The organism is Leptospira wolbachii serovar Codice str. CDC, from assembly GCF_000332515.2.
Taxonomy (GTDB): domain Bacteria; phylum Spirochaetota; class Leptospiria; order Leptospirales; family Leptospiraceae; genus Leptospira_A; species Leptospira_A wolbachii.
In genome coordinates, this window is the sequence record NZ_AOGZ02000014.1 from 288,424 (window position 1) to 313,651 (window position 25,228).

Below are 25,228 nucleotides of genomic sequence, written 5' to 3' on the forward strand. Positions count from 1 at the left end.
TTTTCTTTTTATATTTATCTATTTTTTTATATGACTATTTTGATGTTCTCGTAAAAACACCATCCCAACCAGAAGTTGGTGGATTCTTAAAAAGAGACTTACAACGATCGATGAGGAGTTTACTTGTCACATCTTCGTATCCATAAATCTCCGATACCTTCTCGAAAGAATCTATGGCTTTCTCCCAATTTCTATTTAGGTAAAATTGGAAACCTTCTTCATACATTCTTTCCGCATCTATTACTTGCACAGACAACTCTGAAACTAAACAAACCAAACTATAAATTTTAACAGGAGCTTCTTTACCTTTAACGCGAATCCAATCTAAAAATCGAAAGTGAAATTCCTTTTTACAAACAGATTCAATACTTTCTGAAACAAGGATAGAAACACCATAATCCTTAGCTGCAGCTTCCAATCGTGCTGCCAAGTTGACTGTGTCTCCCATCATTGTGTAGGATGCCAAACTATCTGTTCCCATAAAACCAACCTTAGCTGGTCCGCAGTTGAGTCCAATACGAAAGGCCATATTTCTGGCGGTTTCCGTATAATCCTTTTTTTCTATCCATTGGGCTCTAAGAACTTCCAACTCAGCAAGCATCTCTAAAGCCGTTTTGCAGGCAAGCCTAGGGTGCTCATGATTTTGAATGGGCGCACCAAAAATTCCCACAATAGCATCTCCAATATATTTATCCAAAGTGCCTGAATTGGATTTGAGAATTTTTGTCATTGCAGAAAGGTATTCGTTCAGTAACCGCGCAAGATCACTTGCACTAAGTTCTTCACTGATGGAAGAAAACCCAGCTACGTCGGAAAAGAAGGCTGTGATCTCCCACTCTCCCCCTTTTTTTAAGGATTCCATATCCTCGAGAGCTTCACTCACGACACCTGGATCAACTAGATTGCGTAAGATACTATTGAACTTTCTTTTTTCTTTTCCTTCTGTATAAGTAAGATAGGCAAATCCCAATAAATAAGAAATAGGGAAGGCTACCACGAATGAAGAACTTGCTAATACCACATCCATTCGATAGAGAGAATAAAACAGGCCAACGAACAGAGATATGGCGAGAATTGGATACAGATTTTTCAAAAGATGCCACTGGTTGATAAAGAGGACAAGGACTCCAATGACAAGAATCACTAAAGTAAAGCCTATTCCATAGATTTCGGGGAGTTCGCGTAACAAATGTCCTTCAATCAAATTCGAAGCAAACACTGCCTGCCCTATGACTCCAGGAAAAAGCCCATGCGGTGTAACCACATCATCATGAGTGGCTGCAGCAGAAGTTCCTATTAAAACAATTTTATTTTCGAAAATGGAAGGTGGTACTAGAAGTTTTTCCGGATCTTCTACTTCACTTGAATTCAACTGATTTAAAGATTCAATGATACCAGCTGCTGAATAACGAGGAATGTTTCGTAATTCTTTTTCTGTATAAAAATAGGCACGAACGAGACCATCTTTACCTAAGGGAACTTCCCTTTTTACTTCGTTATTTTGAATCCAAAATCTACTATCTTTCCATTCTGTTTGATATTCTCCACCCAAAACAAACGCTTGTACGGCGAGCGTAGGAAAATGTTTATTTTTCCAACGAATGAATGGTGCAAAACGACGAAGGATTCCGTCATTATCTGGAATGACATTGACTACATGGATCATGGGAGCAGTTTTCCCTACTTCGCCAATAGGAAAGGAAGCATTTTCATATCGAGGGAAAGGTATATCCGCAGGTAAAGGAACATTGAACTTTTGGCTCAGGTCTTCCTCATCCTTTCTTTCTATGACTATCCCTCCATCTCGAAAATTTGCCGCATGAGAGATTTCACCTAAGTTAATATTAGCAGCTACTAAAGCCTCATCATAATCAGATCTTTCCGTGAACAAAATATCAATAATAGTAATTTTCGGAGTTGTGATGAGTTTGGTATAACTGATGAGTGTGGGATAAATGTTTCGTTTCCAAGGCCACTGACCAAGCTCTGGATGATCTGCGTATTTTGCGATACTCTGTTCATCAATATCAATGATGACAATGTCTTTGGAAAAGGTATGATGGGAGGGAAGCAAATGGAAAAAAGAGTCGGATAATTTTCGATTTAGTGTTTGAGAAAAACCGAATATAGATAACAAACCTAAAAGTAGTCCAGGTACGAGAACCATTAGAAAAAAAGGGAAAAGTAATTTTCGTTGTTTCATGGTTTTAACTTGGCTTTGAATTCACTCCAACGTTCTTTTGCGTTGGATGAATTGTCAGACGAAATAGAAGTCTCAAAAAATACCAATTTAGCGATGCGAATGGTTGTATCTGGATGCGTTTTTTTGAATGAATCTGTATTTTCAGATTTGGACAATGTGTTTAAATAACTAGAAAGACCCACAGGGGAATATCCAACTTGGCTTGTTAAGGCGACAGCTGCTTCATCAGCTTCCAATTCTAATTTCATATCTCGCCCTGTTTCAAATAATTGTTTTTCCATTTCATCTAAAATGGTAGAGGTAGCTGCATTCACAACCTCTGTGCCAGGTGGTGCTAAAAGACTAGATAGAATATCTAAGAATTCATTTGATTGTTTGAATTCTCCATTGTGAAAGAGTACAATGTGTCCCATTTCATGTCCAATAATTCCGGCAAGTTCTGATTCCGATTGGATTTTCTTAAGACTTCCTGTGGTTAAAAATATATACCCTCCAGGACAAGCAAATGCGTTGATTTCTGGTGATTCGATGATACCGACACGAAAACTTAAATCTTTTCTAGAAGAGACAGATGCCATTCTCGAAGCGACTCCATTTAAATACCCCGTAAACTCGGAATCCTTAACTAAATTGTATTTTTTTAACAATCTGGCTGCGAGAGATCGGCCCAGTTTTACTTCTGCTTTAGTTTCTTTCAAAACCTCAAATTCAGATTTCTTAAATAAGAAATTCAGAATATTCGAACTTTCTTCTTTTTCAACAACCACATTTTGAATTACAGGTTGTGTATCATAAGGAACCGACTCAAGCCAACGAAGAGATTCGAAGTCATACAACTCACCTTCGCCACGAACTCGCATTTTTTGTGTTTCTGAAAGCCCCCTGGCGGCGGCTGTTTTTGTAAAATCGGAGGCTCTTTGTCTCGCCACTACTGCTTCCGACGAATTGGATGTAACACCTAGTTTGATTTGGTTTCCAGGCGGGAGAGGAGATACAAATAGTTTGGAGACCCAACCCATTTTTCCCTCTGCTCTTACCTGAACAAAGAGTCCCTGTTCACTGACAGGAGATAGTACTTCTCCTATTTGCAGGGGAAAACCATCGGCACTGAGTTTGGGTTGGGAAAGAAGTTTTGCCTTTGTGCTTTGTACGTATACATTGCCCTTGGCCACAACTGATTGTGCTAAAAAAAGAAACAAAAGGATGTGAGATAGTGCTCTCATTCAAGAAATTATGTTTTTTAGTACCTGCTTGGAAACTCTTTTTTTACTGAAAGACTTTAGAATTGACATTTCCTTTCACAATCATGAAATGAACGCTTGATGAATCATCTATTCCTAATTTTCTTTATCGTTTTTTTTACTTTAGTTGGTTGCAAAAAGGAAAAAGATGAAAGTAATTCCTTAGAAGCATTAATCACTCGCTTTCTTATACGAAGTTTATTAAATTCCAATATCAATTCAGAACTCCCTTCGAATCTCAGTGTCGCAGTACCTCGTTCCATTCGAAAGCCTGCTTCTGGCCTTGGTGCTTCTCTTCGGAAAGTTCCTAAATCCCTGAAAACCATTTCGGTATCCAAAGGAATTGCACAAGACACATTTGACTATGGATTTACAGGACAAGCTTTCCTTACGGAAGGAACATCTCTTGTATCCGAGATATTACGTGATTCCAAACGGGACTTAGTTCTCATTAGTGGCGCATACAATACAGCCAAAGCAAATCCTGGTGTTTGTATCCCTGGAGGGAAGTCCACAGTTCGAGTCACTCAATCCATGGAAGATGAGTTTCTAGAGGGAATGGAACGATTAGGTCTAAGTGAAGAGGAAGCAAGAGGGGAACTAATCAGTTTACAAAATGAAGGGATTCTTCCTGTCATCGGACAAGCTGTCCCCACACCAGCCATGGTATATCGAAAACTTTCCAATAATGAATATGATATCCAGATTGATTATTCTTTTGCAGATTCTATTGGAACTCCACAACCTTGTCCCTCTAACAATAAATTTCAAAAAAGTCTCAAATTCAAATCAGACAAAACAAAAATATTTAGTTCCATCACTCGTTCCTTGAAAGTTTTTGGAATTTCTTTGAGCGTGGATGCATCTATCACATACATCACTCAAGATGGCAAAAAAGACAAAGCCATCTTAAACATCAAACAAGTCACTTCCGGTTCAGGTAATGTTGATAAATCCACAACTAGGTTTACTTTTGAAGAATGTGATAATGATACCAATGCCAATACAAATAAATGTGTGACACTAAGTTATAGCAATGTGTATGATACAAGTTCTGGAGACAAAATCACAACCTCAGTCAAAGGAAAAACCAGCGATTTTGGTGGTTATGTAACTACCGAATACATAGACAACGCGAATGGAGAAGAATACTACTTAGAAGAAACCTATGATGAAAATGGAGAGACTGGTTATTTTGCAGTAGATTATTATGATATTGCCACTCCGGCAAATAATGAATATGAAGAATTAGGATATTATGATTCCGATCTTTATGGTCAGTTTTATGAAAGCGGAACCAACGCTTATCAATTTGAATGGGATGCATTTGTAGATTTCTCAAGTGCTATTCCAGGAGCTAGTGGTATCGGGTTTGATCCAGGTTTTACCGAATATGATGCTTTTGTGATTATGCCTGCCGGAGTGAGTCCCGTTAACTTCCCTGACGAATACATTGGCTGGGGAGAGTTTTTTGAAAATGACACGACACCTGGAGCTGATTATTATGTAGACTTTTATGGCACTGCTGACCAAATTCCCACTGCAGAAGTTTGGCGGTATACTATCGACGCCAATGGAAACGAACAATACACCTTAGTCGGAAACACAATCGTACAAATTTAAAAACTCAAATTGAAACCAAACATGCCAGAAAATAAACAAATTAGAAATTCATTTCTCCTTCTTATCTCATTCCTTTTTCCAAGTATTTCTTTTGCTTCGGAGCCATTCCATAACATCCAAGGATTTTATGGAGAAAGGGCAGCTGGTCTCGGTGGTGCCTTTACTGCGATTGCTGATGACCCGTCAGGCGCTTATTACAATCCGGCAGGACTTGGATTTACTTATAACGATAGAATTTCCATCTCTGCTAGCAACTTCAAAGATGTAAAACGTAGTTATATCAATATAGACACACCAGGTCAAATTTATAGCCAAACACACCAAGGGTTTGATCCCAACTTTATCGGTTTGTTAAAAAACTTTGATCGTTGGAAATTTGCCTTCTCCATCGTAAACACATACAATTACTCTTATAACCGAGTGGACCAAGTCAATTATCCTTTGATATCTCCCACGATCAACTCCACAAGAAATTACACAAAAGAAAGATACAACCAACTCCTAGTGGGACCGAGCGCCGCCTACCTACTCTCTGACAAACTATCAATCGGAGCCACTCTCTATTATATGAATGATACAAAGGAAGTATCAAGAACCCAGTTTCAACAGTTCTCTGACCTAAGTTATGTAATGCGCTCCTATGTAGACAACCGTAAAACCTCTGGGATCATGCCAGTAATCGGGATCCAATACCAACCTATCCAAAAAGTTTCCCTCGGAATGAGTTACAGGCGAATCTTTGTTATGGGTGGAAATAGGCTTTATAACGAAGTGTATGCGGACTCTACAAGAAGATCAGGAACTTCTGCCATTGACTTTATTGAAGGGACGGGTGATAGTGCATCTGCTATTGAAGCGGGAGTCCTAACACATAGGCCTAAATTAACCACCTCCATTCCTCAAACATCAGAGTTAAGGTTTGGCATTGCCTTCTTTCCGACTTCGAGATTTTTAGCATCTTTTGATATGATCCATACAACTGGATACAAATCGAAAAGGAACCAAGATGAATTCAGCTCCTTTGGACGAAAAGTCACATATACTATCAATGACACCGAAGTCAGAGAACTAACAAGAGCTTCAACAACCAATTTTGCTGCAGGAATGGAATATTACCTTGCCGACACATTCTCAGTGTTAGCCGGTATATACACAAACGAACCGAATACAAAACCAATTTCATGGACCGAATCAGCTGTAGATTTATATCTACAAAACACATACGGAAACCAAGTGCAGGCAAATTCAGGTGATACAAGTTTGATTTACAAAGTAGCAAGGTCTGGAACCAATCCAAGAAATGAATATTCGAGAAATAAAGGATTAAGTTTAGGTTTTTCTTGGGTCACATCCAAATCGTCTATTTCTGTTACTTATATTCGAGAAGTGGGATACGGAAACTCACGTATCGACCCAAACTCTTTGGCTCAATCCTTTGAATATAGTGCGCACTCTATTTATCTAATGGTCAGTTCCAGAAATTAATTTTTTATATTTTACTTGTCCATAAGAATCCATCTCCCATCTTTATAGAGATGGGATTGGAACTTACAGACCAAAGACTGATCAATACAATTTTGAATCAGTCTCTAAATGCCATTGCCATCTCCGATTTAGAGGGGAACCTACAATATGTAAATTCAGCCTTTGTCTCTTTGTGGGGTTATCATCATCCTGATGAAATTCTCGGCAAAAATGCTTTCGAATTCACAGAAGATAAAGAAAAAACAAAACTCATCTTATCCGAGGTTCTTTCCAAATCCGAATGGAAAGGAGAATTGTCTGCAAAAAGAAAAGATGGGTCTACATTCGATATCGCAGTTACTGCTTATAGCTCTAAAGATAAACAAGGAAATACCACCCACCTACTCGCTAATTTTTCAGATCAAACCAAAACCAAAGAACTGGAACAATATGCAAAAGACAGAGAGATTTATTTTTCGCAAATTTTAGATTCTATTACCGATTTAGTCTTTTGTAAGGATAAAAATTTCCGAGTTACCTATGTAAACAAAGCTTGTGCTGATTTTTACGGAGTCACCAAACAAAAATTAATCGGAATTCAAGACGTTACTTACAACGAAGAAGAATATACAAAGGCATATCATTCAGAAGACAGAAAGGTTTTTGAAACTGGGGACACCAGTTATGTAAGAAAAGAGCCAAACCTTGGTCCTGATGGCGTCACGAGGATCCTAGAAACTGTAAAAAATCCAATCCATGATACAAATGGGAACGTCAAAGAAATTGTAGGTGTATCTAGAGACATTACGGAAACTCAAATTTTAGAAGATCGTTTGCAGTTAATCACTGAAATGACATCGGATTATATTTATACAGCTAAGATAGTAAATGGTGAAATTATTGCTGAGTGGAGTTCCAAAGAATTAAATACAACCTCAGGGTATTCAATTGAGGAAATTGGAAAGTTAGGTGGTTGGTTCAACGTAATTCTCAAAGAAGACCTTACAAATCTGGCAGAACGAATGACAAAAATTTTGAAGGGTGAAACGGGAGTGGTTGAATACCGCATTCGGACAAAATCTGGAAAAATCAAATGGTTACGTGACTACACTCGCCCCATTTTGGATGAAACAGGAAATCTCATTTCGATCATCGGTGCGGCCAAGGACATCACTACCGAAAAAGAAACCGAATTAAAATACCTATTGAGTAGCCAAAGGTACCAAGCTGCAATGAATTCTGCTTTGGAAGCCATTTACTTTTTGGAAACATCAAAAAGTAAAGATGGAGAGATTATAGACTTTATCATTTCCGATGTGAACAAAAAAGCAGAAGAACAACTGGGAATGAAAAAAGAAGAACTATTAGGAAAGGGAATTTGCCAACTTTTTCCTATCAATCGGGAAAATGGTTTCTTCGAAGATTATAAAAAAGTCGTAGAATCAAAAATTCCCATCGAGCAGGAATTTCAAGTCCCTGGTAATTTTGTAGCACCAGGTTACTATTTCCACCAAGTCATACCCACTAACGATGGAATTGTGATCCAAACAAGAGACATCTCCGACAGAAAAAGAATGGAAGAGCTCTTACTTCGCACAAACCGCCTCGCAAAAGTGGGGAGTTTTGATTACGACTTAAGTCAAAAAAAAATCACACTTTCTCTCGTCGCTACAGAAATCTTAGTCCAAACTTCCAAAGATATCGATCATGTGGATTTGCGTTTTTTTGGTACGGAAGAATTCGGTCCCATCCTCAAACAAAAAGAAATCCATTCTATCGAAACAAAAGAAACTTTTGATTTAGAGTGTCTTGTCTGTGCTGGATCTGGACATGAGTTTTGGATTCGTATCATTGCCACTCCTAAATTTTCAGAAACCAGATGCGTTGGTTTTTATGGAGCCATCCAAAACATCCATGATGAAAAACTCGTCCAAGATTCATTACTTGATAAAGAAACCTTACTTCTCGCAAAAAATCGCGAACTGGAATCTCTTTTCCAGGTAACGAATAAACAAAATGAAAGACTAAAAGAATATACTTATATTACTTCCCACAACTTACGAGCACCTATTGCCAATCTAATTAGCTTAACAGCAATGTTAAAGGAAAACCCATCCAATACAGAATTACTCGGGCTTATTGAATCCTCTTCTTTCCAACTAGATCAAATCATTCGCAACCTTAACGAACTATTAAATATTGAGAAAGACACAAAAGAACTTCCCAAATCAAAAATTTCTATTAAAGAAAGTATCGATGCACAAATTTTACTCTTAAAAAACGGGTCCAATCGAGAGATAGAATTCACGAACAATCTACCAGAAGGAATGAATCTCTTAGGATTCCAAGCTTACTTTGATAGCATCATAAATAACATTCTTACCAATGCTATCAAATATTCAAACGCAGATAAAATCTGCAAAATTACCATAACCTATGAGGAAACCAAAGAATCCTTAAAGATTGCAATTCAAGACAATGGCCCGGGCATTGACATTGGTCGGCATGGGCATAAATTATTCAAAATGAACTTCCGATTACGCCAAGATATCGAAGGAAAAGGCATGGGATTATTCCTTGCCAAACACCAAATTGAATCCATGAAAGGATCAATTGAAGTTTCGAGCGAACTTGGGAAAGGTTCTATTTTCTTTTTAACCTTTCCCAAAGAATTATTTTGAACTAGGGTTTAAATTAAAAAATTCCTTAGCATCTTCATAACCATGCCGCAAAAGAATTTCTGCTTGTTCCTTTTTGAAATTGAGGATACTTACAAGACCTAACATTCGTTTGGGAGCAATGACTGAAATTTTTGCATTTTTAAACTGAGTTCTAAGACCGAGTAAAAAATTTTCAATAGGTGTAAGACCTTTCATTACTGCCTTTCTATATTCTAAACCTTGTTCCACACTTCTGTAGGAGCCAAGAAGGTATAATTCAAACAATCGTTCCAAGGCTTCGTCTTTTGTTTCTGGCACTTCCATCATCTGCACTCCCCCAACAGGCGAAAGTAGAACGACTACAATTTCTGAGGCTTCATGAGTGAGTGCTGGAAGGATTGGCGTGTTTGCCATCACTCCTCCATCCCAATAAGGTTCACCATCTATGATCTGCCAAGGAAAGATCATAGGGATGGCAGACGATGCTAAGAGATGTTCGATTCGAAGATTAGGATTTTCGAAAAACTTTAGCTCCGATGTTAAAATGTTCACTGCAGAAATAATGACTTTTGTTTTCGATTCATTGAGGGTTGTAAAATCTAAGTTCTCATGGATGAATTTTTTTAATGGATAGGTTTCAACAAGTGGATAGTATTTCCTTCGGAAAAGTCCCTTTAACATATTCCAGACCGAATAACGCATGATATTTTTTTGATTGAGCCTAAGCCATAATTCCGATAACCGGCTCGAATTCATTCCCGAACCAATGGCACAGGCATTGATCGCACCAACCGATGTTCCACAAATGATGTCCGGTTTCCAATGGATCTCTTCTAAATACCGCAAAACACCTGCTTGGTAGGCGCCTCTAGCTCCACCTCCAGATAAAACCAGTGCTCTTTTTTTTGCCATACTATCTCCCTCCCGAAAAAATATCCCGACCCGTCACATACCTTTCCTTCCACCACTTTTCATTTAAGGATTGGATCACAACTCCACGGCTAGTCGATGCATGGATAAAATTTCCATTCTCTAATATCATTCCCACATGTGTAATTTTACTTGTGTTTGGTGAGGCAGAGAAGAATACCAAATTTCCAATTTGTTGTTTATCACGAGTTACAGATTTACCAATTTGTGATTGGTCTCTGGCAGATCTTGGGATCATCCGTTCGCTCATTCCAATTTTTTGATCCGTCAGAATTGATTTGGTAAGGCCAGAACAATCCACTCCACGCCTAGAATAACCGCCATAAAGATAGGGAGTTCCTATCCACTGACGACCTACAGGATCCACTAACTTTCGTTTATCCTTTTCTCCATTACTTGTAGGAGCTGATATATTTTGTTCTTCTAAAAAAATCAAGTTAGGGTCCAATTTGGGTCTTTCTTTCGTAATCCAGTCTCCTTGTTCATTCCACACAATTTCGGTGCGTCTTTCGGATTTTTGAAAGTTCTCCTTGGATGTGGCAAGAGACAACAAAGGAATGGTATCGGATTTCACTGTTTCCCAATGTTTTTCGTCAATTTTTGCTTTTTCACTGGAAAACCAATCAGCGAAAAACTTAGTCCGTTTTTCTTCTGTTAGGTTTTGGATTTGTTTGGGTAAAATAGATTCTAAACGTTTGATTGTTACATTCGGATCCTCTTCTTTTTTTCTAGATAAAACAACCAACCGTCCAGCAACAAGAACAGAAGCACCACTCCATTGTTTGGTTTTTGCAATTCGTAAAATATCAGAAACCGTTTCGTCTGGTAATTTGGATAGAGCCATTTCCTTAAAGAACTTACCTAAATAGGGGATGTCCTTTTTGTTAGGTTTTGTCGTGATAAAATAAGGAATTAATTCTTCCGTTTCTTCCCATCTGAATCCATAATCTGAGAGGATCACAAATCTTTCGACCTCCTCTGCAAACTCAGGAGCCGGCATAGACTCAAAAGCAGCCCAAACACGAAGTGACTGCACAATCTCTTTGACCGAACTTTCATTGGCCCGATCCCCCAAACGTTTTCGAATTTCATTTCGGATAAGAAGTGTTTCTTGTTTATTATAAACAGAAGCAACTAACGAATCTAAGTTTTGCGCAGAAACAGAATTTTTGACAAACAATAAGAGAGAAAAAACTAAAAATGGCAGTGAAATTTTACGAAAGGCAAACATACTTTGTATGATAGCCAATTGTTTCTATTGTAAAGTAGGATTTATAAATTTCTCTCGGTTGCGAATGATTTTATCTATGGAAGAAACATAACCCAATTCAATCAGTCGTTCATAGGCAAACCAATCCAAAAGTCCAAAGTTATTGGTGGGAATTTGCAAAAATAAATCTGAGATCTTTTCTGTTTGTCGAATTCGGTCTCTACTAGAGGAAAGGATCGAACGAATGATAATGTCACCGATCGGAGGAAACTTTGGTCTGAGAATTTCATTAAAATTGATTAGGTTAGTAATCTGTGTCAAAGGATGGGTCATCACCCCTGGATTTGTTTTATCAAAGTATGCACCTAGTTCCTTATCCTGATCAGGATAAATGTCGCCAAATACATCTACAGAAATTACTTTTCCAACCCCTCGTTCCTTTAAGGTGATTCCAGGAACATTGTCTAAAACTCCCCCATCTACATAAACAACTCCTTCGTCAATTAAGGGAGGAACAATTCCCGGAATGGAGGTACTTGCCCGAATCGCTTTCCACAAATCTCCTCGATCATGAACATGTATTTCAGAATGAGAAAGGTCTGTAGAAATTGCATAAAAAGGAATCCATAAATCTTCGATTTGGATCGAACCAAAAAATTGACGAATGGCCTCTGTATATTTTTTTCCTGTAGTGAGAGACAAAACAGGAACTGTATATTCGTTTAATAAGTCTTTGGAGACCCAGAAGGCTTTTGCTTTTTCTTTGCTTCCGCTACTTGATTCCCCCATTGCAATGAGAGCCGCAAAGATAGAACCTGCACTCGTTCCAGAAACCATATCAATCGGAATTTGGTTTTCCTCTAAGGCAGAAAGAACACCGAGATGGGCAAAACCCTTTGCTCCACCACCACCGAGGGCAAGTCCAATCGACTTACCAAGCAACCCGCGACCCAATCTTTCCCAAGTATCTAACCTATCAAAATGGACATGGAAGTGGCGACTGAACTTTCTTTTCTGCAAATGCCGAATGGTTCCCGGAACCACCTGTTCTGCGTTAGGTTGAATAAGAACTAAAATTTGCGTTCTGTCCTTAAATTGTTTTTTATCCAAAAGGGATTCCAAATGGATAGAATTGGGCTCATCATTAGCATCTTTGATAAACAAAACAGAATCGGATTGGCGCAAAGCCCTTTCCGTCCAAGCAGTAACATCTTTCCCATCCTCTAATACATAAAAAACAAAATCAAACTCCGATTCCAATTGAGAAAAAAAACGAATGATCCAAGGTTCCCGATCTTTCTCATCCAACGACAGTAACTCGTTTGTTCTCTCAAGAAAGACCTTTTCATCAACGACACAAAAAGATCCATACCGAAGGAAGATAAGACCTATTTTATGAATGATTTCCTCCAGACTTTCTTTGGATAGAGAACTTAAAATGGAAAAAGTTTTGGAAACAGGAATAAAACCTTTACTATCCGTTTTCGCATGTGCCAAACGTTCGGCGATGATTTTTGTAATTTGTAAAAGGCTATCTGGGTATTTAAGGAGGATGGAGAGAGCCACATCCCTCGGAACACGAATGAGTTCGGAATCTCGAATGGCCTTTACTGTGGCAGAACGTTTTTCTCCTGTGAATAAACTTAGTTCTCCAATGATATCAAGTCTTTTGAATTCACCAACATCGCGGATTGTCCCATCAGGGGAACGTTTTTCATAACGAAGTTTACCTGCGGCAAGAATGTATAAATCACTTCCCTCTGAGTTTTCCTCAAATAGTATCTCGCCTCCAGGCAAAAATTCCCGGACGGTATTTTCTTTCATTTCGCGAAGCACAGTATGAGGTAAGTTTTTAAAAAGGTCTGCCAAAGTAAGATATTGTGTCAGAGCAGAATGTTTCGATTTTCGAATTTGTTTCACTTACTTGGTTTTATGAAATAGATGCAAAAACACAACCTCCTTTTCAGTTTCAAGATACAAAAGAGTTCTCGCCATCCAGATGGGATCCTAAACATTGGAAGCGGGAAGAAATAGGATGATTGCAAGTTTACGCGGGAAATTGATTCAATTGGAAATGGATCATCTGATCATAGATGTGGCTGGTGTTGGTTATGAAGTCCATATCCCCTTTCCTTTACATTTAGAATGTAAGGAGAAAATGAAAGAAGAGATTTTTTTACATATCTTTCATTCCATCACTGACAGAGGAGAACGTCTATTTGGATTTTCCACAAGAAAAGATAGAGAACTTTTCCAACTCATTAAATCTTTACATGGAATTGGAGAACTCACTGCACTGAAAATCTTATCATTTTTTCACGCAGATGATTTGTACAAAATTGCAAAAGAAGATGATAGAAAGACTTTGGAAAAAATTCCTAAAGTCAAAGGCAAAACTTCCGAAAAAATCCTTTTTGAAATCAAACAAAACTTAAAAAAACTAGAAATGTTTCTAAACGACGAATCCACAAAAACAGATTCGGAAGATAGAGAAACGGATCTGGCAACCCTTGCCCTTATTCAACTAGGTTTTGATGAGAAGTCTGCCACCAAACAAGTAGCAGATGCAAAAAAACTAAATCCTGGTTATACGGCTTCAGAAATAGTAAAACAAGTGATTACAGGAACTCGGTAGGAAACTCAAAACATGCGGAGGAGATACCACTTCCCCTCCCATTTAACAAAACTTGGATTGATCAAATACCTTTCTAGTTTGGGATTTTCTGCAAACCGAAATCGAACCTCCACCTCTTCGCTAGAACCCACATAAAAATCCGCTGCCACTTCTTTTGCCGAGAGGAAGACGTCTCGAACGGTGAGATTGCCTACACTCCCTTTCTTTTGGTCCAACTTTTTGGAATCAAAGTAATAAACTTGGAAGTATCCCTTGGGATCAGCGAGGTCTTTCTCCACTTCTGAGTAAGTCCAATACCCTTTGGCATCCACATACAGACCTTTTTCCGGATGAATGAGACTAGGAAGGTGCGCAAAGGAACCGGCACAAAGATCCCCGAGTAAAACTTTGATTACACTCAAAAGATAAGTCTGATCAAATTTGGAAAGATCTGTTCCATAAACAGTTCCTTGTGATAAAGGGATGGGACATCCGATTTCTTTGGCAGTTACGCCAGAAGAATCGGCCTCTGCAGATTGTTTTTTCTGTTTGGTGAATTGGCAACTAAGACTAAAACTGAAACAGATAATTAAAATACAAAAGAACTTCCGAGGAATGAACATCACATCGTTTTGTTGAGAAGGTCCTCAAACAAATCTCCGCTGTACATTTCGAGTGCTCCGTTACTTGCAGCGATGATTTTTTTCCCACCTTCGGTTACGTCAAAATTACCAATCACATAACCTCTAGTCGCACCTAACTCTTCCATTTGGTTTGTCATCTCCCGAAGGAATACATCGGATACTTTGGCATCCTTCCATTTGCGAACACGGAATAGTGCCCTTTTATTGACATCTTCTTTAGAAGATGCAAGTAAATTCACACCATCCCCTTCTGGATTGGAAATCTCCTTGGTGACACGATACCCCATACTCATCACCATACGAGTGGCTTGATTTTTAAAATTAGTTCCAGGAAGGCTGATAAACTTCTCAAATTTATCCAACCCCAACATATCTAATTTGGAAGTTAGTTTTTTTCCGCCATCATCCACCATACCTTTGATATTAAAGGGTTTGGAAGAACGCATCCCACTCAGTTCAAAGTATCTAGAGTTTGGAAATAAATTGACAGAAAGTAAATTGAGTTCGCGGGAAAGATCATATTCATGTGTTAAAGATTCAACGGTTCCTGTTCCCCGTTCTAATCTATATTTTAAATTGGCAAGGGCCACCACATCGGGATCATCTAACCGTTCTACTTCGGCCTCAATTAAATATTCGGAAGCATCGTCCAAACGACCCATGTAAATGGTAATCATTGCAAAGTGAATGCTGCTTTCTATGATTTCACTATGCCAAGCATTGAGCCTTGCCATCTCCATACATAGTCGCCCATACTTCAATGCTTCTGGAAAATTTTGCATCAAGATAGCTTCTGTCATTAAAAATTGAAACAAGGTGAACCGAACAAATTCGTCTTCGATCTGTTCGCTGATAGCCACTGCAATTTTAACAGCATCTTTGTGTTTGTTTTCACGCGACAAAGAGAGTGCGTATAAAAAACCAGAGACAGGTGACTTTTCTAGTTTGTAGGCCTTTTCGAAGTAATCTTTTTCCTTTCCGCCTCCTGTCACTCCAGAGATCACACCTCGGGCGATGAAGTAGGAAGAGAGATTTATTTTCTCTTCTGGGATACGCGAAAAGAAATGGTCAGCAATTTTAAATTCTTTTTGTCCTAGAGCCATAAATCCCAACCGAAGGCATGCAATGGGATTGGATCTATCGGCTTGGAGGGTATCTAAATAATGGAAAAACGCTTCTTCAAAAAAATCTTTGTTATAATAGATATCCGCAACACGGTTAGAAACCGTTACGGAATCGATTTCTTTTGTATACCGGTTGTTCTTTTTAATGATTTCTAGGTGTTTGGCTTCGTTTAAGGGGTCATTCTCCATGGCATAGATTTTTGCCATAACGTAGTGCCCATAAGGGTTTTGGTGGTCTTCTTCTAGTTTTTCACGAACAAGGGCCCTTGCATCCAAAAAGTTCCCCAAAGTGGCGAGGCTTAGTGCCTTAGCATAACTATCCCGTCTCTGCCCGACAATGAAGGTCAAGAGAAACCCGAGCATAATGACTGCTGCTCCCACAAAGATAAAAAATGCCAAATTCGATTACTTCCTATTTTCCTATTTTGGTTGGTAAAAAAGAGTCTTACGTCAATTCTGTCCTGGAAGTGATACAACTCACCTACATTTCGTTTGCTCTTCGCCTTCTCTTCCGGGATCGACTCTATTCGGTGGCCTATGGCCTCGTCGGAGCCCTGGTTTTTACATTCTTCTTACTCGCCATAAGGATCCACTTCCATTTGTACTCAGGAGTGTCCCTTACTAGTATCGTTTCCTTTGACCAATCTCCGCAGATTCTTTTTTATTCTACAAGTTTTGCACTCATGACTCTCTTTTTCTTCCATTGCCTCCACGGACTCGGAGACATCGGGGTCATGATGGCCATCGGGGGAAACCGATTGGGTTGTATTTGGCTACATTCCTTGTCCTTATTTTTCCTATTTCTACCCAGTTTCCTTTTGGCAATCATGATCAATATAGGATACCTAAATCCACCTACAGATTTCGGTATCGGTAATGAATTAAAATCCATTTTTACTTGTTTGGTTCTCTTTATTGCCCTTGGTCTATTGGTATCCGTCCCCACAATTGGAATCAGTTCCTACATCGATCCTTACAAATCGATCCGGAGACAAAAGTAATGTTACTACGTGTCCACAACCTAACCAAACGATTTGGCAAAGACGAGGCAGTGAGTTCCGTAAGCTTCGATGTAAACCAAGGGGATTACGTTGCCATCATTGGCCCATCGGGATCGGGCAAAACCACCTTACTCTCCATGCTCACAGGTATGCTCTCTCCCACAGAAGGTGACATTCTCTATGACCAAATCAAACTTTCGCAAATTTCCAAACAAGAACTGGCAGAAATTCGTGCAAGGGACTTAGGGCTCGTATTCCAGTTTTCTGAACTTGTCGGAAATCTTACCATCAAAGAAAACATTCTTTTACCGGCTCTTTTTACTCGTAAGTTTTCCAATTCTGACTACATTCGTAAATGCGATTATTTGATCGAACATCTAAAGTTAGGTGATATCCAAAATGCAATTCCCCGAACTTTGTCTGGGGGACAAATCCAAAAAGCAGCGATTGCCCGGTCACTGATCAACGATCCAGCTATCTTATTCGCAGATGAGCCATCGGGAGATTTGGATCCTGAAAATAGTTATCTTGTCCAACTCCTCCTTGCAGAATATAACAAAAGAAACCATTCGATTATTCTTGTCACACATGATATGAAACTTGCCTTTGATGCACAAACCGTTTACGAAATGAAAAACGGAAAGTTCGCCCAGGTAATTAAGGGAGAATGAGTTTGCGAAATGCCATCGGAGTGGATGTCGGAGGGGGAAGCATTCGTGCAAGCCTATTCGATGAAAGTGGAAACGAAATTAAGTCCCAAGTTTCCCCCACACCGGATCACTTAGAGAACGACCATTTCCTGAAAATTTTAAAAGATACAATTCGTCCCCTCGTCAAAGATGGGATAGGAATTGGTGTGGGTTCCCCTGGCCCATTGGATAACGAACGTGGGGTGATGATCTCGAGTGCCAATATGTTAGGACTAAAAAACCTTCCCATCAAAGAATCACTCAAACAAGAATTCTCCCTTCCCGTTTGGTATGAAAACGATGCCAACTGTGCTGCATTAGGTGAAGCTTACTTTGGAGCTTATAAAAATACCGAATCACAACTCATACTCACCTTGGGAACGGGTGTCGGTGGAGGATTTGTGAACAAAGGTATTTTGTATTCTGGATACCTCGGTAATGGAATTGAAATTGGCCATACCACTTCTGTGATTGGTGGGGCCCTTTGTGGCTGTGGGGTTCGAGGTTGTGTGGAAAGTTACTTTTCCACGCGGGGTTTACTCAGTCGGTATAAAGAGAAGTCGAACCAAACTTTGGAAAATGCTGAAGAATTTTTTCAATTGGTTCGAAACAACGATCCTCTTGCCAAAGAAATCTTAGATTTTGGAACCTTGGCACTGGCCCACGCAGTCAGAAATGCCGTCCACTTACTAAACCCAGAAGCAGTTGTTTTTGTTGGGGGAATCACAAAATCTTATGACCTGTTCGGAAAAATATTAGAATCCGAAATCAGATCTTCCATCTTTCCTGTATTAAATGACAGATTAAAAATTGGTGCGGGGGCGAGTTTGTCTGGTGCCTTAGGCGCTGCATCTCTTGTGTTTTCGAAGGAGAAAGTATAGTATGGAAAATTGTCTTTTCTGTAAAATTGCAAGTGGAGAAATCCAAAGCAAAAAGGAATTTGAATCAGAAAACATATTAGTGTTTCATGATATCACTCCGCAGGCCCCTTTTCATGTCCTCATCATTCCCAAAGTCCATATATCCAGTATGAATCAAATTGGAGATTTGGACCCAAAGATACTCACTGAGATATTTCAAACCATTCCTAAAATTGCAGAACAAAATGGAATTTCAGAAAAAGGTTATCGATTAGTAAACAATTGTGGAAGTTTCGGCGGACAAACTGTAAACCACATCCACTTTCACTTGCTAGGTGGTCGTCACCTAAAATGGCCACCGGGTTAAAAAGGACAGAATGAGAAAATTATTATTTGGAATCTTAGTTTCAGGCATTGCGGTTTATTTTCTTTCAAAAAACTTTGACCTGACCGAATTCGAACGTTTAGAAGGAAAAATCAATTGGTGGATTTTCCCATTGTTATTCCTTTCGAATCTATGGGCATTTATACCCTTCTCGATTCGCTGGTATTATCTATTAGAGAAAAAGATTAGTTTTGCCCAGGCCTTTACCACAGCCATCATCGGTGTCGGACTCAATATGGTTCTTCCAGCAAGAGGTGGTGACTTAGTGCGCCTCATCATGAACAAAAGAGATACAGAGCTTCCTCTCACTCACTTATTCAGTCGTCTCTTTTTGGAAAAGGTGATGGATCTTGGTTCTGTCGTTGTGATTGGCGCTGCTGCTCTCTTTTATATGGGACTTGGACAGTCCAAAAACTTAAGCCTCCTTCTCATCTCTGCTCTTGTGATTGTCGGGATGATTGTTGGACTTATTCTAGTTCGGTATTTTTTAGATCCCCTACGTAAAATAGCTAAAACAATATTTGGTATCATCGGCAAACATGGGTTATACGAAGAAAAATTAGACCACCATTTAGTGGAATTTTCCTCCTTTTTAAAAGGCGACAAATTACTAAAGCCTGTTCTTTATTCCATTCCTACTTGGGTTTTAGGTTATGCAGTCTCCTATTATTTGGCAGGCCTACTCATCGACATGCCTCTTAAATTTCCAGAGGCACTTCTCTTTATGTTCCTTGGTGGAATGGGTGTAGCAATTCCTTCGGCACCATCCGGAATTGGTGTTTTCCATGCAGCCATCATCTCTGGATTTATCATCCTTGGACGGGATCCAGGCGAAGGTCTAGTGTATGCAACAGTGGTCCACCTTACACAATTTATTATCACCACAAGTTTAGCTCTTGTGGCATATCTCTACTGGCGATTAACTCACGAGAAAAAAAACAAAATCCAAAGTTTTTAATTCCCTTTTTGGAAACCATCTCTCTCTAAATAGAGATGGTTTTCCGAAGTGATTTTTTAAAGTTTATCATACAGGGATTTCTTTCCATTCTCCTCTTTTCAAGTTGTTCAAACTTGTCTTTCCAGAGAGACAAACAAAATTCTTTAGAGGAAAATCCACTTTTTCCCTTCCGATAAAAGTGGAAACTTCTTACATTCAATATGCACAATCAATCGGATATTTCACCGATCGATTGCAGTCGTTTCGTTAATTAACTTAAAGCTTTAATCACATCATCGGGAGCCTGCACGAGTTCGACAAGGACCCCCTCGCTGCAAAGAGGAAACTCTTCGTTTCCTTTAGGGTGAATAAAACAAACGTTATACCCCGCAGCCCCTTTTCGAATTCCACCAGGAGTAAACCTAACACCTTGTTTGGTTAAATACTCAACACATTCTTCCAATTTATCAATCCAAAGACCTATATGATTGAGTTTGGGATCATGAACTTTGGGACTTTTATTTGGGTCAATGGGTTGCATAAGATCAATCTCTACTTTGAAAGGTCCGTTACCCATGGACAGAATGTCCTCGTCCACGTTCTCCTTTTCACTTCTATAATCAGAAACTTTTGTGAGGCCCATTACATCTACCCAAAACTTGGATAACTTTTCTTTCGACTCACCACCGATGGCGACTTGTTGGATACCTAAAACTTTAAAAGGACGATTTCCAGACATTTACATACCTCTTTCTAACAAACCATAATTTCTACCTCACCACATTCTAGCAGAGACCGTCTCACGAAAATTATTTTTCTCGTTGGTTTCCGATTTCTCGCCCAGTCTCCATTGGAGCAGAACCAGAATTGTATTTGATTTGGCGACCGCCTTCTATACTGTTAGGTAAATAAAATAGTAGGTATTGAATGAAAAAACTTCTAACATTGGTTCTCTTAAGTATTTTAGGCGTAGCGAATTGCTCTAGCCTAGCAGTCGTCGATCCGACAAAAGAAATCGCTCCGCAAATTCCCAAAGAAAAAGCCATTTACTTTATCAAAGCTAATTTTAATGCAGGAAGCGAAAAGATCTACAACGTAACCTTAGAAAATTTTGACTTGATCAATAGTGAAATCAGCGGTCATACACTGGATTTAGGTAAAGGAAACAAAGACAACCCGAGCCTTCTTACCGGTTGTTTTCTTTTTACTGGCAATAAAACAGTGTATTCTTTCTATAAGGCAGCAATTCGAACTGGAGGTGGAAAAACTACCAGTGTCAAACTGATTGATAAAAAAAGTTGGACTCTATCAAATGAAGGATCTAGCGTTCCTATTTTTGCAGGAACTCTCAGTTATTTAGATGGGAAATTAGATATTTCTGATGTTGGATTCAAAGAGTGTACAACAGAACTCTCAGCCAAATACCCAACGATTGATTTTTCCAAAGCAGAAGAAATCCTAAAGAGAAAACCAAAAGCAGAAGCTAAAAAGAAATAGTTTTTTCTTTATAAAACAATAGGTTTTGGATTTAAGAAATTACTGAATCCAAAACCTAAACAGTTTAGCCAATCAAACACTTACAAAAGATTGGCTTCTTAAAGCCCAAGTCATCTATTTCTAACTGCGGAGCATTCCCACAATCCCTACCCGGCGTAATTCCAAAAAAAGTTTGTATTCAACAATTGAATGGCGATGAACTTTCGTAATCGTTAACGGCGCAAAAAAAAATATTCGTTATGATGCCAAAATAATCGCATTCTGTGTTCTAAAAAACACCAACACCTGCCAGAATAAGAAATTTAGAAGTGGAAAATCATCGCAGAAAATAGCTAAGTTGGCCTTAGAAGGCTTTCAAAAGCAAACCGCTAACATCCGATGAAATAATAAAGAAAAACACTTTTGAACGTAATCCATAAAAAAAAATCAAAAATAACGTTGGGAACGTTCAAAAAAGAAAAACCTTCGTATCCAAAAATATTGACCAACTGGTTGATTGTAGCCAAGACTACAATCACTGGTGCACAGAAAGCTAAAACTAAAGGATATCAACAGGTTTACAATTGAAAATTAGAAGTTTCGCATTTATCTTTATTATTGTATTATCAACTTCGTCTATTATCCTAAATCTTTTTTTTGGGTGGCACTATTTGTATAAAGAAAAGCATAATACTGCAAAGTTTACAAAAACGAATAGTTTAGTTACACAAGTAACGGCTAAATTCGAAAAAGCCTATAAAATACCAGAGGAAAAAATCCACTCTGTTTATGTAAAACCGCATCCTCCTGCCTTCTTAGAAGGTCGCGAGTTACATTATAAAGATTATTATGTTCAGGAAAAAGATGGCCAGAAAAAAGTTACATTTTTAGAAATCCACGCAAACAAATGGATTCATACAACAGTAAGTAGTGAGGCAATTGTTTGGAAATGAAATTATTTTCTCGTCATCTTGCACTTTCACTAATTTTGTTTTATTTTTCAACTTTAGAGGCTAATGACGCATACAAAAAAGGTGTGATACTTGTTCAGGGTAAAGAAGCGGTATTAGGTGAATATACAAAAACCGAAAACGGAGTTTTTGTCAGAAACGATTCCGTTGGTCGAATGATTACGAATGAACAACTACAGGGGATAGTCTCTGAAGAATACTATTTTATAATTCAAAAAGGTTCACGATCAAAGGCTGCCTGGGAATCACTCATCTACTTTGATGCTGGAGCAAGCTACCAATGGCACTCAAGCAAAGAGAAAACAGAACAAGAGGATTTCTATATCCGCATCATCAAGTTAAGTTTGGTTCTTACAACCGGAATTTTCTTTTGGGATGCACAACAGGCAAATAACGCAGTTAAAAATTCATACATCGGATTAAGTAATAATGTAGAAAAGAAATTTGATTCTAGCTATAGAAATTATCAAATAGCTGGGCTACTTACTTTGTTCACTTTTTCATATTCAACAATAAATGCACATCTTCGCTTTGGACGCAATGAGCAAAACGAAGATTTAGATATTCCGGCAAGAAACTTAACAAGATTTAGTTCTTTCTATCAATATAGAGATACGCCAAACATGATCGCCAAAAATAATATTGAGTTCTCTTTTATTAAAACTTTTTAAGGAAAAATTCATGCTAAAAAAAATTCAAACTTTGAAACCATTAGTAGCACTGATTTACATCGCTTTCTTTTATAACTGTATCGATAAAGGAAGCGCTAATTTTTTGCCTGTTTTTTTGGGTGGCACAAAACCATATATATACGAAGATTTAGGACTTCCTGCTTCTCCTGAGGAGCCTGGACAAGCATCGCTACCAATTATATCTGCTGAAGAGTCGGAAGCTATTGAAGCTTTGTTAAAGGAACTTTCAGAATTTGAAATATTAACAGATGTGGGAATGAAAAAACAATCTGTTGAAGGTTGGAAGACAATTCAATTCGCAAAACCATCGGATAAAGAAATTGATGATAAAATTTATAGAGAGTCTATAGGACAAAATGTTCCGGATAAGGTTGCTGGGACGAAAGAGGAATTAATTGCAAAGGAGTCCCAGGAGGCAGATCAGTTTTTTGGAAGAATTGAATCAGATTTTCCATTGTATAGCATAGATGATTTGATAAATGTTAGAAAGCGACTAACTCTATCATTAATAATGATTCGTCTGGAAATAGACTTCGGTGATAGAAACTCAGGTATACCTATCGATCTCCTAACTATAATCAGAACAAAAACTGTAGCACTCAGGCAAAAAGTTTCGGAAGAGCTTTTGAAAAGAGGTGTAACTAAACTATGAAAAGGAAATTTCTGTTGGTAATCGTATTTATTTTGTTAATCCTCACTTCTTGTCAAAAAGAAGAAGATTATTGGAAAACTTCGCCTGAATTCAAACTTTTTGTCCTACGTGAAATTCTGTGGCAACAAGGCAACTGTCTCTCACCAAATTCAATACTAGAAAAAGGAGTAAGTTATAGTATTACTCTTAAAGCAGGAGAGAGGTTCTGGTTTGATTTTAAGGAGAGACGCAGTGCAGATTCATTCAAATTTAGGAATTATACATTGAATGTTTTTAAGCTATCGAATGACAAAATAGGCAGTCGGTCAGTAAGTTGTCGTTCATCCGTTAAATCAGACACATCCCTTTACATGGGCGAAGAATTATCTTCAACACAACTGCAATTCAAATATACTGAAAATGGTAATCAACAGAGAGGTTATTTTCTGGAGGGTATATCAGAGAATTCTACTTATTCTATTATTCACTCAATAACGGAAGAACTCCAATGATAGAATTTTCTAGATATAATGCCTTTTTATTTTTGGCCTTCGTATTTGTATGTAGCTCCTCTTTAATTGCTCAGGGTCTCGATCCTGATTGCAATCGGACTAATTTCGACCCCGAGAGGACTCTGGTTACATTTTATGGAGACTCTCTAGGTGATTACATAGACCAAGAAGGTTATGGTTATTTCGGCTGGGAAACGTATCTAACGATACAGAACCCTCAAATTAATTGGAAAATTCAGAACTTAGCCGCTGGAGGTTGGACAACTAGAGATGTATATAATCTAATTAGTCACTGTTCCAGGAACGAAATTAACCGAAATGCGTATAAAACAGCAGACAATGTCGCCATAGAAATCGGAGGTAATGATTATAGAGATAACCTAGCTCTACTAATGTGGATGCCCTGGAAGCTTGGAGCCGTAGATCAAAGAGTTACCTACAATACGCGCGTTTTAGTACGAATGCTCCGAAATCCTCTCCGACGAAAAAATGTGCTATTGATGGGAAACTTTCCTGCAATTGCAAAAAGTCCAACTCTTGGAAATTACACTGATTACTTTGTATATTTTAAATACTGGCCAACAGGTCAGCTAATGAATGCTGCTGAAGTAATTAAAAATGAAAAGATAAAAGAACAATGGAATGAAGCTGTGAAGGATTTAATGCAAACTCTTGTTTATAATTTCGATCAAGCATTCAAGTTAATCCGAGATGCCTTGATTTTTGATGGTACGGTTCAAAGCATGTCTGATATGAAGAGTTACTTTGATGGGAATATTTCGCCAACTGGCCAGGATGAGTGGTATTGGCGTTGGTTACAAGACAGTTTGAAAAACCCAATATCGCATGTAATAAGTATAGGTTTACTAATTCACCAACCAAGTCTCGAAGCAATGGTTAACGAAGAAAATGCATATAACAATATCTATACATATACGGAAGAAAATAAAACGCCCGTTACGATTTCCTATACAGCAGGAGGTGTTCGATTTCTTCCTCTTTATACATACTTTTTGAGACAGACAGATGCTTTCTATGGGCATCCATACGTTGCGAATCCTAATTTATATTCCGATTTAGTTCATCTCAATCACGTTGGCTACTATCTCTGGTCTTATCATGTGGAAAAGAAGTTTTCAGAAATGGGGTGGACTAGTCTTCCGGAACCAACAGATTATAATGGGCAAGCCTGCAGACATTGGAATTGTGGGCGGACTGAGAAACCACCATTAGGATCAGTAATCCAAGACCCCACTCCTGCCGACGTTGTTGTCCAGCCAGAACCAATTGACTGGGCACTATTATTCTGTTTTTTAACTGGAAAATGCTGGTAAGAATAAATGAATTAACGATCTTGAGCT

General features: G+C 38.5%; 23 protein-coding genes. 15 read left to right on the top strand and 8 right to left on the bottom strand.

Translation table 11 applies throughout. From position 1 onward, the window contains the following. Window positions 1-34 precede the first annotated feature (34 nt). Complete coding sequence (locus tag LEP1GSC195_RS06925) at window positions 35-2,203, bottom strand: adenylate/guanylate cyclase domain-containing protein (RefSeq protein WP_015680831.1); 2,169 nt, start codon at window positions 2,201-2,203, stop codon at window positions 35-37. Then, window positions 2,200-3,426, bottom strand: a complete 1,227-nt coding sequence (locus LEP1GSC195_RS06930; protein WP_015682789.1) for a M48 family metalloprotease — start codon at window positions 3,424-3,426, stop codon at window positions 2,200-2,202. Before LEP1GSC195_RS06930 ends, LEP1GSC195_RS06925 begins: the two co-directional genes overlap by 4 nt. A gap of 99 nt (window positions 3,427-3,525) precedes the next feature. Between LEP1GSC195_RS06930 and LEP1GSC195_RS06935 the strand changes: the two genes are divergently transcribed. Genes LEP1GSC195_RS06935 through LEP1GSC195_RS06945 form a run of 3 tightly spaced genes read left to right on the top strand, consistent with a single transcriptional unit; the run spans window position 3,526 to window position 9,212 of the window. Continuing rightward, the gene (locus LEP1GSC195_RS06935; protein ID WP_015682440.1) at window positions 3,526-5,067 is read left to right on the top strand and encodes a hypothetical protein; all 1,542 of its coding nucleotides are present in this window, start codon (window positions 3,526-3,528) and stop codon (window positions 5,065-5,067) included. A 21-nt stretch (window positions 5,068-5,088) separates the two neighbouring features. Beyond that, window positions 5,089-6,552 carry an OmpP1/FadL family transporter gene (locus LEP1GSC195_RS06940; RefSeq protein WP_015681583.1) on the top strand — a complete coding sequence of 488 codons (1,464 nt, stop codon included), beginning with the start codon at window positions 5,089-5,091 and terminating at the stop codon, window positions 6,550-6,552. Between the two features lie 50 nt (window positions 6,553-6,602). Next, the gene (locus LEP1GSC195_RS06945) at window positions 6,603-9,212 is read left to right on the top strand and encodes a PAS domain-containing sensor histidine kinase (RefSeq protein ID WP_015680739.1); all 2,610 of its coding nucleotides are present in this window, start codon (window positions 6,603-6,605) and stop codon (window positions 9,210-9,212) included. On the opposite strand, the gene LEP1GSC195_RS06950 is transcribed toward LEP1GSC195_RS06945, so the two are convergent. Genes LEP1GSC195_RS06950 through LEP1GSC195_RS06960 form a run of 3 tightly spaced genes read right to left on the bottom strand, consistent with a single transcriptional unit; the run spans window position 9,204 to window position 13,251 of the window. Further along, the gene (locus tag LEP1GSC195_RS06950) at window positions 9,204-10,103 is read right to left on the bottom strand and encodes a patatin-like phospholipase family protein (protein ID WP_015681090.1); all 900 of its coding nucleotides are present in this window, start codon (window positions 10,101-10,103) and stop codon (window positions 9,204-9,206) included. The two genes, LEP1GSC195_RS06945 and LEP1GSC195_RS06950, sit on opposite strands and share 9 nt — an antisense overlap. Before the next feature lies 1 nt (window position 10,104). Further along, window positions 10,105-11,352 (bottom strand): C40 family peptidase, encoded by a 1,248-nt coding sequence (locus tag LEP1GSC195_RS06955; RefSeq protein WP_015682081.1) that lies wholly within the window; start codon window positions 11,350-11,352, stop codon window positions 10,105-10,107. A gap of 24 nt (window positions 11,353-11,376) precedes the next feature. Further along, window positions 11,377-13,251, bottom strand: coding sequence for a patatin-like phospholipase family protein (locus tag LEP1GSC195_RS06960; protein ID WP_040506521.1), 1,875 nt, complete (start codon window positions 13,249-13,251; stop codon window positions 11,377-11,379). Between the two features lie 115 nt (window positions 13,252-13,366). Here LEP1GSC195_RS06960 and ruvA point away from each other — a divergent pair, with 115 nt between their 5' ends. Next, window positions 13,367-13,966, top strand: coding sequence for a Holliday junction branch migration protein RuvA (gene ruvA / locus LEP1GSC195_RS06965; protein ID WP_015681748.1), 600 nt, complete (start codon window positions 13,367-13,369; stop codon window positions 13,964-13,966). A 5-nt stretch (window positions 13,967-13,971) separates the two neighbouring features. On the opposite strand, the gene LEP1GSC195_RS06970 is transcribed toward ruvA, so the two are convergent. Together LEP1GSC195_RS06970 and LEP1GSC195_RS06975 are read right to left on the bottom strand one after the other, a co-directional pair. Continuing rightward, on the bottom strand, window positions 13,972-14,568 hold the full coding sequence (locus LEP1GSC195_RS06970) for a hypothetical protein (protein WP_015682231.1): 597 nt from the start codon (window positions 14,566-14,568) through the stop codon (window positions 13,972-13,974). Next, window positions 14,568-16,112, bottom strand: a complete 1,545-nt coding sequence (locus LEP1GSC195_RS06975; protein WP_015680773.1) for a tetratricopeptide repeat protein — start codon at window positions 16,110-16,112, stop codon at window positions 14,568-14,570. Before LEP1GSC195_RS06975 ends, LEP1GSC195_RS06970 begins: the two co-directional genes overlap by 1 nt. On the opposite strand from LEP1GSC195_RS06975, the gene LEP1GSC195_RS06980 reads away from it, so the two are divergent. The 5 genes from LEP1GSC195_RS06980 to LEP1GSC195_RS07000 are packed head-to-tail and all read left to right on the top strand — an operon-like array spanning window position 16,106 to window position 19,606. Then, window positions 16,106-16,714, top strand: coding sequence for a hypothetical protein (locus tag LEP1GSC195_RS06980; RefSeq protein ID WP_015681277.1), 609 nt, complete (start codon window positions 16,106-16,108; stop codon window positions 16,712-16,714). The two genes, LEP1GSC195_RS06975 and LEP1GSC195_RS06980, sit on opposite strands and share 7 nt — an antisense overlap. Beyond that, entirely contained in the window at window positions 16,714-17,385 is a 672-nt protein-coding gene (locus tag LEP1GSC195_RS06985; protein ID WP_015682494.1) for an ABC transporter ATP-binding protein, read from the top strand. Before LEP1GSC195_RS06980 ends, LEP1GSC195_RS06985 begins: the two co-directional genes overlap by 1 nt. Before the next feature lie 2 nt (window positions 17,386-17,387). After that, the gene (locus tag LEP1GSC195_RS06990; RefSeq protein WP_015680806.1) at window positions 17,388-18,284 is read left to right on the top strand and encodes an ROK family protein; all 897 of its coding nucleotides are present in this window, start codon (window positions 17,388-17,390) and stop codon (window positions 18,282-18,284) included. A gap of 1 nt (window position 18,285) precedes the next feature. Next, window positions 18,286-18,630 (top strand): histidine triad nucleotide-binding protein, encoded by a 345-nt coding sequence (locus LEP1GSC195_RS06995; RefSeq protein WP_015681476.1) that lies wholly within the window; start codon window positions 18,286-18,288, stop codon window positions 18,628-18,630. A 10-nt stretch (window positions 18,631-18,640) separates the two neighbouring features. Continuing rightward, window positions 18,641-19,606: a lysylphosphatidylglycerol synthase transmembrane domain-containing protein gene (locus LEP1GSC195_RS07000; RefSeq protein WP_015682143.1), complete on the top strand. Its 966-nt coding sequence runs from the start codon at window positions 18,641-18,643 to the stop codon at window positions 19,604-19,606. A gap of 250 nt (window positions 19,607-19,856) precedes the next feature. On the opposite strand, the gene LEP1GSC195_RS07005 is transcribed toward LEP1GSC195_RS07000, so the two are convergent. Further along, complete coding sequence (locus tag LEP1GSC195_RS07005) at window positions 19,857-20,324, bottom strand: VOC family protein (protein ID WP_015682662.1); 468 nt, start codon at window positions 20,322-20,324, stop codon at window positions 19,857-19,859. A gap of 188 nt (window positions 20,325-20,512) precedes the next feature. Between LEP1GSC195_RS07005 and LEP1GSC195_RS07010 the strand changes: the two genes are divergently transcribed. The 6 genes from LEP1GSC195_RS07010 to LEP1GSC195_RS07035 all read left to right on the top strand — a co-directional run bounded on the left by LEP1GSC195_RS07010 (window position 20,513) and on the right by LEP1GSC195_RS07035 (window position 25,201). Further along, on the top strand, window positions 20,513-21,082 hold the full coding sequence (locus LEP1GSC195_RS07010; protein WP_015680817.1) for a hypothetical protein: 570 nt from the start codon (window positions 20,513-20,515) through the stop codon (window positions 21,080-21,082). A gap of 650 nt (window positions 21,083-21,732) precedes the next feature. After that, window positions 21,733-22,014: a hypothetical protein gene (locus LEP1GSC195_RS07015; RefSeq protein ID WP_015681845.1), complete on the top strand. Its 282-nt coding sequence runs from the start codon at window positions 21,733-21,735 to the stop codon at window positions 22,012-22,014. Further along, on the top strand, window positions 22,011-22,703 hold the full coding sequence (locus tag LEP1GSC195_RS07020; protein ID WP_015682360.1) for a hypothetical protein: 693 nt from the start codon (window positions 22,011-22,013) through the stop codon (window positions 22,701-22,703). The genes LEP1GSC195_RS07015 and LEP1GSC195_RS07020 overlap by 4 nt, the downstream gene beginning before the upstream one ends. A 10-nt stretch (window positions 22,704-22,713) precedes the next feature. After that, window positions 22,714-23,376, top strand: a complete 663-nt coding sequence (locus LEP1GSC195_RS07025; protein ID WP_015680567.1) for a hypothetical protein — start codon at window positions 22,714-22,716, stop codon at window positions 23,374-23,376. Further along, window positions 23,373-23,867, top strand: a complete 495-nt coding sequence (locus tag LEP1GSC195_RS07030; RefSeq protein ID WP_040506525.1) for a hypothetical protein — start codon at window positions 23,373-23,375, stop codon at window positions 23,865-23,867. Before LEP1GSC195_RS07025 ends, LEP1GSC195_RS07030 begins: the two co-directional genes overlap by 4 nt. Next, window positions 23,864-25,201 (top strand): LIC10707 family hydrolase, encoded by a 1,338-nt coding sequence (locus LEP1GSC195_RS07035; RefSeq protein ID WP_015682155.1) that lies wholly within the window; start codon window positions 23,864-23,866, stop codon window positions 25,199-25,201. Before LEP1GSC195_RS07030 ends, LEP1GSC195_RS07035 begins: the two co-directional genes overlap by 4 nt. The last annotated feature ends 27 nt before the right edge of the window (window positions 25,202-25,228 follow it).